Below are 13,935 nucleotides of genomic sequence, written 5' to 3'. Positions count from 1 at the left end.
TGGGCCGGATTCCGGCCTGTGCAAGCGATAGCACATCAATGGCGCTGGCGCAGCCGTTCACGTAGCGCTATGGATTAACCCGAAGGGTTGATGAGAGCAGCACAATGGAGGCGAAGATGCTCATCGATAAACTCGCGACATTGACGGGAGCGGCCGTCGTGGCGTTGTTCCTGGCGGCGCCGGCCAGCGCGCTGACGATGGCCGAATGCAGCGCGAAGTACCAGGCGGCGAAGGACGCCGGCACGCTGGACGGACAGACCTGGAACCAGTTCCGCAAGGGCGAGTGCGGATCGGACGCCAGCGCCGCCGAGACAAGCAAGCCCGCAAAGAAGACGAAGAAGGCGGCCGCGGCGGACGATTCATCCGACGCCAAGGGCCTGTCGATGGCGGACTGCTCGGCCAAGTATCAGGCCGCCAAGGAAGCCGACACGCTGAACGGCATGAAGTGGAACGACTTCCGCAAGGCAGAATGCGGGGCGGGGGCCAGCGCCACGGCGGCTTCCGCCAAGAAGGCGACCAAGTCGAGCGCCTCGGATGACTCGCCCGATGCCAAGGGCCTGTCGATGGCGGACTGCTCGGCCAAGTATCAGGCCGCCAAGGAAGCCGACACGCTGAACGGCATGAAGTGGAACGACTTCCGCAAGGCAGAATGCGGCCCGGGTGCCAGCGCCACGGCGGTTTCCGTGAAGAAGGCGAAGAAATCGGCGTCCTCGGACGATTCCTCCGACGGCAAGGGTCTGACGATGGCACAATGCTCGGCCAAATATCAGGCGGCCAAGAGCGGCGGCACGCTGAACGGCATGAAGTGGAACGATTTCCGCAAGGCCGAATGCGGGGCCAATGCCGCTGACGACGACAGCGTCCCCTCGACGGACGAGGCGACCTATACGGGCGATCCGGTAAAGCCGTCGATCAAGGCGCCGCGCGGCGTCAAGTTTCCCAGCGGGGTCGCCAAGAAATATACGAACGAGACTCCCGGCAAGGCGCGCATGCACACCTGCCTCGACCAGTACTACGCCAACAAGGATGCCGATTCGCTGAACGGCTTGCGCTGGATCCAGAAGGGCGGCGGCTATTACAGCCTGTGCAACGCCAGGCTGAAGAGCTGACCCACGTTTTCCCCGAATGAAGCAAAGGCCCGCGGCGACATCCGCGGGCCTTCTCGATTTCAAAAGCCATGGACGACCGAACGGTCGCTATTGCGCCGGGGCGGTGTCGGCCGGCGGCGTTGACTGAGTATCGGCCGGCGCCATCGTGTTGTTGTCGGCGGGTGCCGTCGTGCTGGTGTCGGCCGGAGCGGACGATGTTGAGTCGGATGCGGACCCGCCGGAGTTGTCGCTGCAGGCCGCCACGGCGCACAGGGCTGCGCCCAAAGCTGCGAAAAGATAGAATCTATGGGTCATGTCGTCCCTCACGATTGACGCCCCCACGCGTTCAAGAAGGGCAACCGAAGGGCCGGCAAGTCAATATTGGACCGATTGGGACAGCTTCAATCTTTCTTACCCGCTGTAATCGCGGCGCTTGAAGCGGAGAGCGATGCTGCCACGGCAGCTACATCGTCGGTGCGGCCGCTTACAGGCAAGGGCGAGGCTCGACTTAGCCGGGAGTGAGACAATCGTCGAGCCTCGAGCCCGCTGACCCCCTCGTCAGCACGGTGCAGTCTGTTGAAATTCGGCGAATCAGGCAACCCTCGGCTGTGGACAAGTCAGAGCAACGGGCGTTCCGACGAATGCAGTTCCGCTGCTCCATCCTGGTTTTCGTAGCCGCATTTGTGCGGACCAGACGATTCCGTCCGGCTGCAATATGCTTTGGCGCGGCCTGAAGACATGAAACGAAAGGCCCCGCCGAAGCGGGGCCTTCCCGGTTTCGTCAGGCCCAGAACCAGACCCAGACGCGCTCGCGGTGGCAGCGCTTGCGCCAGCGGCCATGCCGCCAGTAGCGGCTGCAAACGGTGCGCCACTCGCGCCGCCGGCGCCGGCGCCGATGGCGGTTGTGGTGGCGACGATCATGCCGGCTGTGATGCCTGCGGTGGTCGACGAGCTCGACCTCGGGCGTATCGCCGGCAACGGCATCGGCGGTTTCCAGATCGTCGAGAATGCCCGGCCTGTTCGGCATTCCGGCAAGCGCCGCCGATGGCTTCACAGCCGTGACGACGGCAGCCGTGCCGGCCAGTCCAAGTACACCGGTAAGAAAGGATCTCCGATCCATCGCTTCCTCCTGTATCGATGCCCCTCACCATAATCTCGATGGACGAAGCTGAACAGGCGCTGAACGAAAACCGGGGCGTTCGGAACCGCGCCGCACTTTCTCACGGGGGACGCCGTCTTCACGACCTGCGTGCCCCGGCCGCTCACCGCAGGCGTTTCCGTCATTGACAAAGTGCCTTGGCTCGTGCTTTTTTTACAAAAGAAAAATAAAAATACAAAAGTTTCAGATGACGCTGAATCTTGCGGTATGAGACGGATCGGGAGGAATGTTCATGGCTGTGCATCCGCAGCTGCAGGGTCTGCAATGAGCGACGCGGTGAGTGTCGAGCGCGCGCGCGGCCTTGCCCTGCCGCGCTTCCTGACCGCCGATTCCCCGGTTCCGTGGCTGTTGCCGATCACCGCGATGCTGACGGTGTTCGGCCTTTATCCGCTCGGCTATTCGATCTGGCTGTCCCTGCACAAACGCAACGTGCTCACGCGTCAGCTCGATTTCGCCGGCGGCTATCAGTGGGTGAAGGCGTTCTCCGACGCGCGCATGTGGGGGGCGCTGGAGACGACGCTCCTCTACACCTTCGTCGCGCTGGCGCTGCAACTGGTGCTCGGCATCCTGATCGCGCTGCTCTTGGACACCGACCGGCGCGGCTACGGCGTGCTGCGGGCCATGATGACGCTGCCGCTGGTCGTGCCGCCGGCGGTCACCGGCATGATGTTCCTGTTGATGCAGGACGGTTCGTTCGGCGTCCTGTCGTTCTACCTCTACGCGCTCGATCTCGTCTCGCCGGCCCGGCCGCTGCTGACGCAGCCGCACACGGCGCTGATCGCCGTCATGCTGGCCGACATCTGGCAGTGGACGCCGTTCATGGTGCTGATCATGCTGGCGGGCCTGCGCTCGCTGCCGAAGGACCCGTTCGAGGCGGCCGCGATCGACGGCGCCAGCGCCGTCCAGACATTCTTTAGGCTGACGCTGCCGATGCTGCGCAAGGTCATCGCCGTGGCGGTGCTGATCCGCGGCGTCGATCTCTTCCGCATCTACGACTACGTCTACATCATCACCGCAGGCGGTCCCGGCACCGCGACCGAGACGCTGTCCTTCTATGCCGGCCGCATCTATTTCACCGGCGATTTCCCCTACGCCGCAACGCTCTCGCTGATCGTTCTGATCGTGCTGATCGTCGTCTCGAACATCTTCGTGCGCGTCTTCAAGGTGAGGTTCTGATGGAGCCGACCTTCTTCCAGAAAAGGCTGCGCGACGTCGTCGCGGTCATCGTCGTTGCGATCTTCATGTTCCCCATCGCCTGGTGGGCGCTGTCGTCGATCAAGCCCTATTCGGCGATCTTCGACCGTTCCGGTCCCGTCTATGTCGACTTCACGCCGACGCCGGACAACTACCGCGTCACGCTGCTCGGCGTCTCGCGCGTGCAGATCGGCATGGAGCAGGGCGGCGACGCGGCGGGCGTCATCAAGGGCGGCGCGAATTCCTACGATTCGCGCCAGTCGCTGGCGGACAGCGCCATCATTGCGGTCGGATCGACGATCGTGACCCTGTTTCTCGCGACGCTCGCGGCCTATTGCCTGTCGCGCATGCAGTTCGTCGGGCAGCAGAGTTTCCTGTTCTGGATCCTGTCGCAGCGCTTCATGCCGCCGATCGCGATGGTCATCCCCATCGTCTTCATGTTCCGCGACCTCGGCCTGCGCGACACCTATCTCGGCCTGATCCTCGTGCACACGCTGATCAACCTGCCGCTCGCGGTGCTGCTGCTGAAATCGTTCTTCGACGACGTGCCGCGCGAGATCGACGAGGCGGCGATGATCGACGGCGCAACCAGGGCGCAGACCTTCTACAAGATCGTGCTGCCGATGGTGAAGGGCGGCATCGCCGCCGCCGCCGTGCTCTGCTTCATCTTTTCGTGGACGGAGTTCCTGCTGTCGCTGTTCCTGACGACGGAAATCCGCACGGTGCCGGTGAAGATCTCCACCTTCGTCACCTCGACGGCGACCGAGTGGGGCTACATCACCGCGCTGGGCACCTCGGCCATCGTCCCCAGCTTCATCTTCATCCTGCTCGTCCAGCGGCATCTGGTCCGGGGGCTCACCCTCGGCTCGCTCAAGGACTGAGCCAACAAGAAAAACGAATTCAAGGTCAACCGGAGGAAGTGCAATGAGCTTGAAAGATCACGACAAGAAGACATTCATCGTCGACGCCTGCAACGATTTCACGGCAAAGCGCCTGACGAAGCGCGATTTCATGCGCAGGATGGCGATGGCCGGCGTCGGCTTCTCCGCCTTCAACGCCGGCCTGCTCGGCGGTGGGCGCAAACGTGGCGGCCTGCTCGGCCTGGGACCGGATGAGGCCCAGGCGCAGGACGCCGACATGCTGAAGTGGCTGGCTGATGTCGGCAAGCCTTATGCCGGCACCAAGATCCGCTACACCTCCGAGGCGACGCCGCCCTCGATCGTCGCCAACCAGCTCGTCGCCGGCGAGTTCACCAAGGCGACCGGCATCGAGGTCGAGGTCGAGATCGTGCCGCTGGAGCAGGTGCTGGCCAAGGCGACGCAGGACGTGCAGGGCCAGCTCGGCACCTACGACCTTTACTATCTCGACCAGTCCTGGATGGCGACCTTCTCGCAGGACGTCATCGACCCGCGCGAGTACTACGACCAGAACAAGGAGCTGGCCATGCCGGGCTTCGACTGGGACGATTTCTCCAAGCCGCTGGTCGACGGCATCGCCATGTATAACGGCAAGCAGTGCGGCATCCCCTTCGACATCCCGATCTTCATCCTGATGTATCGCAAGGACCTGTTCGACAAGCACAACATCGCCGTGCCGAAGGACCTCGACGAGTACCTCAAGGTCGTGCAGCAGATGACTGAGGCCGAGAAGGGCAACGGCATCTTCGGCACCGCCTGCCAGGCGAAATCGGGCCACTATTCGCTGGAATGCGACTGGACCTTTGCGCTGTGGGGTCACGGCGGCTCGATCTTCAACAAGGACAAGATGTTCGTCGGCAATGATGAGCAGGGCGTCACCGGCCTGAAGTTCTATCAGGAACTGGTCAAGAACTCGCCACCCTCGGCCACAACCTGGACCTGGGACGGCCAGGGCCAGGCGCTCACCCAGGGCGCGGCGGCCATGGCGATCACCTGGGGTGAGGATTTCCCCGGCTTCGACGCCAACGATTCCAAGGTCAAGGGCCTGTTCGAGGCGCTGCCGGCGCCGAAGGAAGTGCCCGGCCGCCGTGCGGCTGCCGATTGCGGCTTCAACGAGATTCCGGCCGTCGGCCATCAGGGCGGCTCGGCCATCGCGCTGTCGCAATATTCCAAGAACAAGGAAGCGGCCTGGCTGTTCATGCAATGGGTGTGCTCGAAAGACGTGATGGCGCGCGTCTCGACCCTCGGCGGCGGCGCCTCACCGATGCGCAACTCGTCCTTCACCGATCCGCGCGTCAAGGAGAAAGCCGTCGTCGGCCCCGGCACGACGCGCCATTTCGACGCCATCAAGTGGACGATCGACAACCAGATGGGCTCCGAGCCGGACATGCCGATCTGGGCCGACCTGTCGAACAACGACATCCCGGTGGAGCTCGGCAAGCTGCTCACCGGGCAAGACTACAATGGCGACGCCAAGGCCTGCCTGGACGCGATCGGCAAGATCGTCGACGGCAAGGTGGCCGATGCCGGCCTGCGCTGACAGCGCCTCCCAAGCACGCGGCGGCGGTCCCACGGGCCGCCGCCGTGTCGGCCACCGGCATCATGAAACCTGACCTCGTCATCGGCGTCGATTCCTCCACCTCGGCCACCAAGGCGATCGCCTGGGACCGGGAGGGCCGGGCCGTGGCTTCCGGCCGGTCGGAAATCTCCATTTCCAACCCCGCGCCCGGCCATTTCGAGCAGGATCCCGCCGAATGGTGGGGCTCGACCGTGAAGGCGCTGCGCACCGTGACGGCGAAGGTCGATCCGGCCCGCATCGCCGGACTGGCGATTTCGAACCAGCGCGAGACCTTCGGCCTGTTTGGCGAGGACGGCACCGCGCTCTGTCCGGGCACGGTGTGGCTGGACGAGCGGGCGCGGCCGCAGGAACGGCGCTTCGGGGAATCCTTCGGTGCAGGCCGGGTGCACGAGATCTCCGGTAAACCGCTCGACGTCATTCCCTGCCTCTACCGGATGATCTGGTTCCGCGAGGAGGAGCCGGCAACTTTCGCGAAGGCGGAGCGGCTCGCGGATGTCCACGGCTTCCTTGCCTTCAACCTCACCGGCCGCTGGGCGACCTCGACCGCTTCCGCCGATCCTATGGGCGTCTTCGACATGCGTGCCCGACGCTGGTCGGCCGAGATACTGGAAGCGGCCCGCGTGCCGCAAAGGACGATGCTCGAACTGGAGCCGCCCGGCACGGTGATCGGCACGATCAGTGCGGCGGCCGCCGGGGCGACTGGCCTGCGGGAAGGCACGCCCGTCATCGCCGGCGGGGGCGACGGCCAGTGCGCGGGCACCGGAGCCGGCGTGCTGCGGGAAGGCCATGCCTACATCAACCTCGGCACCGCCGTGGTCTCGGGCACCTATGGCCGCGACTATCGCTTCGATCCGGCCTTCCGCACCGAGACGGCCATCGCCGAGGACGGCTATATCTTCGAGACCTGCCTGCGTTCCGGCACCTTCCTGGTCGACTGGATGACGCGCGAGTTGATGGCGCCGCCGGGCGCGTCGGCCGACCATCTGAAGAGCCTGGAGGCGGAAGCCGCAGCCGTGCCGGTCGGCGCCGGCGGGCTGGTGATGCTGCCCTACTGGCAGGGCGTCATGGACCCGCATTGGGACAGTTCCGCGCGCGGTGTCATCGCCGGCCTGTCGGGCTCGACGCGGCGCGGCCATGTCTACCGCGCCACGCTGGAGGCGATCGCCCTGCATCAGGCCGAGACGAGCCGGCGCATGGGGGAAGTTATCGGACGCGAGGTCGCGGACTACGTCGCCATCGGCGGCGGCGCGGCTTCGGATCTCTGGATGCAGATCCTGGCCGATGCGCTGGGCAAGCCGGTCGGCCGCACCTCGACGGTTGAGGCATCGTCGCTCGGCGCCGCCATGGCGGCAGCCAAGGGCGTCGGCTGGTTCCCGACGATCGCCGAGGCGTCCGGCGCCATGGCCGGAACCGTGGTCGAGCGCTTCGAGCCGGACCCGCGCCGCGCCGCCCGCTACGGCGAATTGCGCGCGCTCCACGCCGAACTTTGGCCGGCCCTGCAGGCCTGGAACCGCAAGCTGGCGGCTTTCACGGAGCGTGCCGGTGACTGAACGGACCAACTGGAACGCGCTGATCGAAGACGTGGTGGCGGGCCATTGGGCGGACCCGGCGACGGGAAGGCCCATCGTGCTGCCGTTCGAGACGATCGAGATCGCCGAGACGCTGGACGGGCGCGAAGCGGAGCTGATCCGGCCGCTCGGCCTCGGCTCACGGCTCGCCGTGGTCTCCGATACAAATACGGTGGAGGCGATGGGCCGGCGCGTGGCACGGGCCTTGCGGCCGATCGCGGCGGTGGACGAGATCGTGCTGGCGGACGGTCTCGCCTGCGACGAACCTTCCATCGATCTCGTCCGCGACAAGACGCGCGGGGCCGATGCTATCGTCGCGGTGGGGTCTGGCGTCGTCAACGATCTGTGCAAGCACGCCTCCTTCCTCGACGGCCGGCCCTACGCCGTGTTCGGTACGGCCGCGTCGATGAACGGCTACGGCGCATCGACCGCGTCGGTGACGCTGCGTTCCGGTCTCAAGACGTCGGTGTCGTCGCGCGCGCCGCGCGGCATCTTCATCGATCTCGACGTGTCGGCGAAGGCGCCGTCATGGCTGAGTGCGGCGGGGTTGGGCGACAGCCTGTGCCGGCCGACCGCCCAGATCGACTGGTGGGCGTCGCACGTCCTGTTCGGCACGCCCTACGACGCCGCACCCTTCGAGTTGCTCGCCGACGACGAGCCGAAGATGATCGCCCACGCGGCCGGCCTCGCGCGCCACGACATCGCCGCGATCGGCCATCTGCATCGGGTGATGACGCTGTGTGCTTTCGGCGTCTGTCTGGCCGGCATGTCCAATCCGGGCTCGATGGGCGAGCACCAGATCTCGCACTGGATCGACATGTTCGCCGGCGACGATCATCCGGGCACCACGCACGGCCAGCAGGTGGGCGTCGCCTCGCTTGTCATGGCACGGCTGCAGCAACGCTTGCTGAGCCGGGAGAAGCCGCCTGTCGTCAGCCCGACCGTCGTCGACGAGACCGCGATGCGCGCACGCTACGGCGCGACGCTCGCGCCCTTGTGCATCGCCGAGATGAAGAAGACCGCGCTGGACAGCGAGGGTGCCGCCGCCCTGAATGGTCGGCTTGAAGCGGCGTGGCCGGCTCTGCGCCGCGACCTGGCGGCGATGGCGCTTCCCGTCGAGGCGATGGAAGGCGCGTTGCGCGCCGCCGGCGGGCCGACCAGCGCGCGCGAGCTCGGCCTGCCGCGCGCGGTCTGGCGCGACGCCATCCGCTACGCCCGCGAGATACGGGGCCGCTGGTCCTTCCTCAACCTCGCGGCGGACTCGGGGCTTCTGGACGATTTCATCGAAGAACAGGAATGACCGGCATGGCATCCGTTACCATTACCGACATCGCCAAGAGCTACGGCAGCGTCGAGATCATCAAGGGACTGGACCTCGCCATCGAGGACGGCCAGTTCGTGGTGCTGCTGGGGCCGTCGGGCTGCGGCAAGTCCACGCTGCTCCGGATGATCGCGGGGCTGGAGCCGATCACGGCGGGCGAGATCCGCATCGGCGACAAGGTTATCAACCGGCTGCACCCGAAGGACCGGGACATCGCCATGGTGTTCCAGAACTATGCCCTCTACGCCCACATGACCGTTTTCGACAACATGGCCTTCTCCATGCAGTTGAAGCATGTGCCGAAGGCGGAGATCGCCGAGAAGGTGGAGTGGGCGGCCGGCATCCTCAATCTCGAACCCTATCTGAAGCGCTATCCGCGCGAACTGTCGGGCGGCCAGCGCCAGCGCGTCGCGATGGGCCGTGCCATCGTGCGCAATCCCGCGGTCTTCCTGTTCGACGAGCCGTTGTCCAACCTCGACGCCAAGCTGCGCGTACAGATGCGCACCGAGATCAGGGAGTTGCACCAGCGCCTCGCCACCACCACGGTCTACGTCACGCACGACCAGATCGAGGCGATGACCATGGCCGATGTCATCGTCATCATGCGCGACGGGGTCATCGAGCAGACCGGCCGCCCGCTCGACGTCTACGACCATCCCAACAATCTCTTCGTCGCCCAATTCATCGGCTCGCCGGCCATGAACCTGATCTCCGGCGAGGTTGTGGCCGAGAACGGCGGTGCGGTGCTGAAGGCCGATGGCCTGACGCTGCCGCTGCCGGCGGGCGCGGCCGTGCAGGCGGGTCAGAAGATCGTCTTCGGCATCAGGCCCGAGCATCTCAAGCCGGGCGAGGCCGGCAAGGGCATCGCGGCCACGGTCTCGACCGTCGAGCCCACCGGGCCGGAAATCCATCTCTACGCGGACGCCGCCGGCAAGGACCTTTGCGCGATCACGCAGGAGCGCATCAGCCCGAAGCCCGGCGCGCCGATCACGCTGGTCCCGACGGTAGACCGCATCCACCTGTTCGACCAGCAGAGCGGCAAGCGGCTGGAGGTCGGGGCGTGACGCACCGCATCGTCATTCTTGGCGCCGGCGTGATGGGGTCGGCCATGACGCTGCCGGGCGCGCATGGTGGCTCCCGCGTCGATCTCGTCGGCACGCATCTCGACGAGGAGATCGTCCGCTCGGTCGCCGGCAACGGGCTTCATCCGCGGCTGGGCGTGACCCTGCCTGCGCGCGTCGAGGCCCATTCCTGGACCAACTTCGGCACGGTGATGCGCGAGCCGCCTGACCTTCTGATCCTCGGCGTCGCGTCGGCCGGCGTCGGCTGGGCAATAGACCGCATCGTCGAATCCGTTTCCGCGCCGGTTCCCATCCTGATGGTTACCAAGGGGCTGACGGCGGGTGAGGACGGCATCGGCCTGTTGCCCGATCTCGTGGCGCGCGAGGTCGAGCGGCGCACCGGCATGGCCATGCCGGTGATGGCCATCGGCGGCCCCTGCATCGCCGGCGAACTTGCGGCCGGGCGCGACACCTCGGTCGTGGTGACCGGCGCCGACGCCGATCTTCTCGCGCGCGTCATCGATATGCTCGAGGCGCCTTACTACCATGCCCGCCCGTCCGCCGACGTCGCCGGCGTCGAGATCTGTGCGGCGTTCAAGAATTTCTTCACCCTTGCCGTCGGTGCGCCGGCAGGCCAGTTGGAGAGGCAGGGCCGGGCCGGCAACGGCGCGCTGATGCACAACCACGCAGCCTCTCTGTTCACCCAGGCGCTGCGCGAGATGACGGTGCTGGCCGAGCATGCCGGCGGCACGGCCGAGACCGTGACGGGCCTCGCCGGGGCCGGAGATCTCTACGTGACCTGCCAGGCCGGCCGCAACGGCCGCATGGGCAAGCTGCTGGGGCTGGGCATTCCCTATTCGCAAGCCAAGCGTGAGCATATGAGCGCCGATACCGTCGAAGGTGCGCAGCTTGCGCTCGACCTTGGTCCCACCCTGCGGCGCATGGCCGAGACCGGCGCTCTCGATCCCGCCCGCCTGCCGCTCGCTTTCGCCATCCTCGACACGGTCTGCAACGATGCGCCGCTTGAATTGCGCTATGACTTGTTCCATCGGAGTGCCATATGATCCATGTCCCGCGCCGTGACGGCGGCTGATCTCTCACGCAGGCTCCCGCCGTTCGTTCCGGCAATGCCGGAGCGGCGTGACGACCGACGCCCCGGCCGCGCCCAGAACCGGAACCGCAGCTTGTCCAAACCGCGCCAGAAAAACCCCAGTTCCAGCCAGCGGACCCCGTCCGTTCTCTCACCGGAACGCGAAGAGGAACTGATGGCGCGCGCGGCCTGGCTCGCCTATGTCGGCGACATGACGCAGGCGCAGGTGGCCAAGCACCTTCGCCTCACCCGGCTTCGGGTCAACAAGATGCTGGCGCAGGCGCGTGCCAAGGGCATCGTCCAGATCCGCATCAATTCGCGCATCGCCGCTCTGACCGAGCTCGAGGACAGGCTCTGCGCCACCTACGGCCTCGCACGGGCGAGCGTCGTGCCGACACCGCCGCAGGACGACATGGTCTCGCACGCCGTCGCCGCCGCCGCCGGCGCGCTGCTGTCGGAACATATCACCGACGGCGTTTCCATCGGCGTCGGCTGGGGGCGCACGCTGCAGCTCAGCCTGAACTCGGTGACCGTTCGCCCGGTGAAACGCATGTCCGTGGTCTCGCTGATGGGCGGGCTGACGCGCGGCTCGGCGGTCAACATCTATGACCTGTCGTCGAGGCTGGCGGCGATGTTCGATGCCGAGTGCTTCTATATCGCCGCGCCCATCTTCGCCGACACGGAGGCGACGCGCGACCTGCTGCTGCAGCAATCGATGCTGCAGGACGCGTTCAAGCGCGCGCGCGAGGTCGACATAGCCTTCGTCTCGGTCGGCCCGCTGCACACGAAGTCCACCATGGCACGGATCGGCGTGCTCACGCCCGAGACCAGGGCGTCGCTGACAGAAGCCGGCGCGGTCGGCGATTTGTGCGGCTATTACATGAATGCGGACGGCCAACTCATCGACCACCCGCTCAACCGCCGCGTCATCGGCCTGTCGCCGGACGCGCTTCGCAAGATAAAGACCGTCATCCTGGCGGGCGGCGGCCCTGATAAGGTGACGGTCATGCGCGCGGCGCTGCGCATGGGCACCCTTTCGGCGATGGTCACCGACGAGCGAACGGCCGAGGCGATCCTGGCCGGACAGGAAAACGTTTTGGAATAGGTCGCGGTTCTTGGACTGCGCAAACGAGGAACTGAGAGGAAGTCGATCATGAGCAAGGTGCGCGCGCTTGTCTTGGAGCGTCAGAACGAACTGTCGCTGCGCGATATCGACCTGCCGCAGGAGCCGGGACCGGGCGAGGTCAGGATCAGGCTCCACACGGTGGGCGTCTGCGGCTCCGACGTCCACTACTACACCCACGGCCGCATCGGCCCCTTCGTCGTCGATCAGCCGATGGTGCTTGGCCATGAGGCCGCCGGCACCGTCGATGCGCTCGGCGAGGGCGTCACCAACCTCAAGGTGGGCGACCGCGTCTGCATGGAGCCGGGCATCCCGGATCCGAATTCGAAGGCCAGCCGGCTCGGTCTCTACAATGTCGATCCGGCGGTGCGCTTCTGGGCGACGCCGCCGGTGCACGGCGTGCTGACGCCTTATGTCGTGCACGCCGCCGCCTATACTTTCAAGCTGCCGGACAACGTTTCCTTCGCCGAAGGCGCGATGGTTGAGCCTTTCGCCGTCGGCATGCAGGCGGCCGCCAAGGCGAAGATCGCGCCGGGCGACACGGCGGTCGTGCTGGGGGCCGGGCCGATCGGCACGATGGTGGCGATCGCCGCGCTCGCCGGCGGTTGTGCGCGTGTGGTCGTCGCCGACCTGGCGCAGCCGAAGCTCGACATCGCCGCGCGCTACCAGGGCGTCATCCCGGTCAATATCCGCGAGAAGGATCTTGTCGCCGAGGTCATGCGCCTGACCGACGGCTGGGGGGCGGACGTCGTGTTCGAATGTTCCGGATCGCCCAAAGCGTGGGAGAACCTGTTCAGCCTGCCGCGGCCGGCTGGCACGGTCGTTGCGGTCGGCCTGCCGGTGGCGCCGGTGCCGTTCGACGTGTCGCTCGCTTCGACGCGGGAAATCCGCATCGAGACCGTCTTCCGTTATGCGCACCAGTACGAGCGGGCGATCGCGCTGATGGGGTCCGGCAAGGTCGACCTGAAACCGCTGATCTCGGCGACCTTCCCGTTCGAGGAGGCCATCGCCGCTTTCGACCGTGCGGTCGAAGCGCGACCCGACGACGTCAAGCTGCAGATCGCGATGCCCGACCAGGCCTGAGGCCGGCGCGGAATGCGCCGCCCGGCATCCGGGAGCGGAGCGCGCGCGAAGCCTCGCTCGACGGCGTCATCGACCGAAGCCGCCTATCCGGCGCGCCTTGCCGTCAGCGCCTTTTCTATTCCGCGCAGTTCGGCCAGCCCCTTCAGTCGGCCGATCGCCGGATATCCCGGCTGCGCGCCGCGCGCGCAATCGTCGAGAATGTCCTGGCCATGATCGGGCCGCATGGGGATCGCCGCGTCGGCTCGCCCTTCTTCCCTCCTGCGCGCCTCCTCATCGAGCAGCGCCGAAATGACCGCCACCATATCGGTGTCGCCGCTCAGGTGTTCGTCCTCGTAGAATGACGACGGCGAGGTTTTACCCTCCTTGCGGACGTTGCGCAGGTGGGCGAAATGGATTTTCGGCCCGAACCGTTTCACCATGCCCGGCAGATCATTGTCGTGGCGTGCGCCGAGCGAGCCCGTGCACAGCGTCATGCCGCTGGCCTGTTGATTTCCGTTGAGAGCTGACCCGAGATTTTCGCCGAGAAGTGACCCGCCTTCATGTATGGTTTGGGTCTCAGGTTTTGGTCAAGGTGGGTGCTTTCTCCTTCTTTGTTGGTGTGGTCTGGGCGGAGCTGTTCTTGAAGCGGAAGCTGTCGTTTCCGGTCTCCAGGATGTGGCAGTGATGGGTGAGGCGATCGAGCAGCGCCGTCGTCATCTTGGCATCACCGAAGACGGTCGCCCATTCGCTGAAGCTGAGGTTGGTGGTGATGA

12 protein-coding genes and 1 pseudogene are annotated in these 13,935 nt (G+C 66.1%); 10 read left to right on the top strand and 3 right to left on the bottom strand.

From position 1 onward, the window contains the following. Positions 1 to 116 precede the first annotated feature (116 nt). Positions 117 to 1,109 (top strand): hypothetical protein, encoded by a 993-nt coding sequence (locus tag ABMA46_RS17430; RefSeq protein ID WP_349001249.1) that lies wholly within the window; start codon positions 117 to 119, stop codon positions 1,107 to 1,109. A gap of 760 nt (positions 1,110 to 1,869) precedes the next feature. Here the strand turns inward: ABMA46_RS17430 and ABMA46_RS17425 are convergent. Further along, positions 1,870 to 2,208, bottom strand: a complete 339-nt coding sequence (locus ABMA46_RS17425) for a twin-arginine translocation signal domain-containing protein (protein ID WP_349001247.1) — start codon at positions 2,206 to 2,208, stop codon at positions 1,870 to 1,872. Positions 2,209 to 2,511: 303 nt separating this feature from the next. Between ABMA46_RS17425 and ABMA46_RS17420 the strand changes: the two genes are divergently transcribed. The 9 genes from ABMA46_RS17420 to ABMA46_RS17380 all read left to right on the top strand — a co-directional run bounded on the left by ABMA46_RS17420 (position 2,512) and on the right by ABMA46_RS17380 (position 13,183). Beyond that, the gene (locus ABMA46_RS17420; protein ID WP_349001246.1) at positions 2,512 to 3,423 is read left to right on the top strand and encodes a carbohydrate ABC transporter permease; all 912 of its coding nucleotides are present in this window, start codon (positions 2,512 to 2,514) and stop codon (positions 3,421 to 3,423) included. Then, the gene (locus tag ABMA46_RS17415) at positions 3,423 to 4,322 is read left to right on the top strand and encodes a carbohydrate ABC transporter permease (protein WP_349001245.1); all 900 of its coding nucleotides are present in this window, start codon (positions 3,423 to 3,425) and stop codon (positions 4,320 to 4,322) included. Before ABMA46_RS17420 ends, ABMA46_RS17415 begins: the two co-directional genes overlap by 1 nt. Before the next feature lie 43 nt (positions 4,323 to 4,365). Continuing rightward, positions 4,366 to 5,898, top strand: coding sequence for an ABC transporter substrate-binding protein (locus ABMA46_RS17410; RefSeq protein ID WP_349001244.1), 1,533 nt, complete (start codon positions 4,366 to 4,368; stop codon positions 5,896 to 5,898). A 62-nt stretch (positions 5,899 to 5,960) separates the two neighbouring features. Beyond that, positions 5,961 to 7,487: an FGGY-family carbohydrate kinase gene (locus tag ABMA46_RS17405; RefSeq protein ID WP_349001242.1), complete on the top strand. Its 1,527-nt coding sequence runs from the start codon at positions 5,961 to 5,963 to the stop codon at positions 7,485 to 7,487. Continuing rightward, positions 7,480 to 8,805 carry an iron-containing alcohol dehydrogenase gene (locus ABMA46_RS17400; RefSeq protein WP_349001240.1) on the top strand — a complete coding sequence of 442 codons (1,326 nt, stop codon included), beginning with the start codon at positions 7,480 to 7,482 and terminating at the stop codon, positions 8,803 to 8,805. Before ABMA46_RS17405 ends, ABMA46_RS17400 begins: the two co-directional genes overlap by 8 nt. Before the next feature lie 5 nt (positions 8,806 to 8,810). Next, complete coding sequence (locus ABMA46_RS17395) at positions 8,811 to 9,890, top strand: ABC transporter ATP-binding protein (protein ID WP_349001239.1); 1,080 nt, start codon at positions 8,811 to 8,813, stop codon at positions 9,888 to 9,890. Then, a complete protein-coding gene (locus ABMA46_RS17390; protein ID WP_349001237.1) occupies positions 9,887 to 10,951 on the top strand; it encodes a hypothetical protein in 1,065 nt (354 codons plus the stop codon). Before ABMA46_RS17395 ends, ABMA46_RS17390 begins: the two co-directional genes overlap by 4 nt. Positions 10,952 to 11,071: 120 nt before the next feature. Then, positions 11,072 to 12,082: a sugar-binding transcriptional regulator gene (locus ABMA46_RS17385; RefSeq protein ID WP_349001236.1), complete on the top strand. Its 1,011-nt coding sequence runs from the start codon at positions 11,072 to 11,074 to the stop codon at positions 12,080 to 12,082. 48 nt (positions 12,083 to 12,130) lie between these two features. Further along, the gene (locus ABMA46_RS17380; RefSeq protein ID WP_349001235.1) at positions 12,131 to 13,183 is read left to right on the top strand and encodes an NAD(P)-dependent alcohol dehydrogenase; all 1,053 of its coding nucleotides are present in this window, start codon (positions 12,131 to 12,133) and stop codon (positions 13,181 to 13,183) included. Positions 13,184 to 13,266: 83 nt separating this feature from the next. On the opposite strand, the pseudogene ABMA46_RS17375 reads toward ABMA46_RS17380, so the two are convergent. Both ABMA46_RS17375 and ABMA46_RS17370 read right to left on the bottom strand, forming a co-directional pair. Then, positions 13,267 to 13,674, bottom strand: a pseudogene (locus tag ABMA46_RS17375) (mannonate dehydratase); the annotation flags it as partial. A 64-nt stretch (positions 13,675 to 13,738) separates the two neighbouring features. Continuing rightward, on the bottom strand, positions 13,739 to 13,935 hold a 197-nt coding region (locus ABMA46_RS17370; RefSeq protein ID WP_349001233.1), incomplete at its 5' end, for an ATP-binding protein.

Source organism: Mesorhizobium hunchu, from assembly GCF_040081975.1.
Taxonomy (GTDB): domain Bacteria; phylum Pseudomonadota; class Alphaproteobacteria; order Rhizobiales; family Rhizobiaceae; genus Mesorhizobium; species Mesorhizobium hunchu.
Note: the sequence above shows the minus strand (reverse complement) of the source record. Positions and strands in the feature narration are given on the sequence as shown.

Excerpts from the sequence above, each read along its gene's own strand:
- ABMA46_RS17430 (WP_349001249.1), top strand. The coding sequence starts at position 117 with ATGCTCATCGATAAACTCGCGACATTGACGGGAGCGGCCGTCGTGGCG.
- ABMA46_RS17425 (WP_349001247.1), bottom strand. The coding sequence starts at position 2,208 with ATGGATCGGAGATCCTTTCTTACCGGTGTACTTGGACTGGCCGGCACG.
- ABMA46_RS17420 (WP_349001246.1), top strand. The coding sequence starts at position 2,512 with ATGAGCGACGCGGTGAGTGTCGAGCGCGCGCGCGGCCTTGCCCTGCCG.
- ABMA46_RS17415 (WP_349001245.1), top strand. The coding sequence starts at position 3,423 with ATGGAGCCGACCTTCTTCCAGAAAAGGCTGCGCGACGTCGTCGCGGTC.
- ABMA46_RS17410 (WP_349001244.1), top strand. The coding sequence starts at position 4,366 with ATGAGCTTGAAAGATCACGACAAGAAGACATTCATCGTCGACGCCTGC.
- ABMA46_RS17405 (WP_349001242.1), top strand. The coding sequence starts at position 5,961 with ATGAAACCTGACCTCGTCATCGGCGTCGATTCCTCCACCTCGGCCACC.
- ABMA46_RS17395 (WP_349001239.1), top strand. The coding sequence starts at position 8,811 with ATGGCATCCGTTACCATTACCGACATCGCCAAGAGCTACGGCAGCGTC.
- ABMA46_RS17380 (WP_349001235.1), top strand. The coding sequence starts at position 12,131 with ATGAGCAAGGTGCGCGCGCTTGTCTTGGAGCGTCAGAACGAACTGTCG.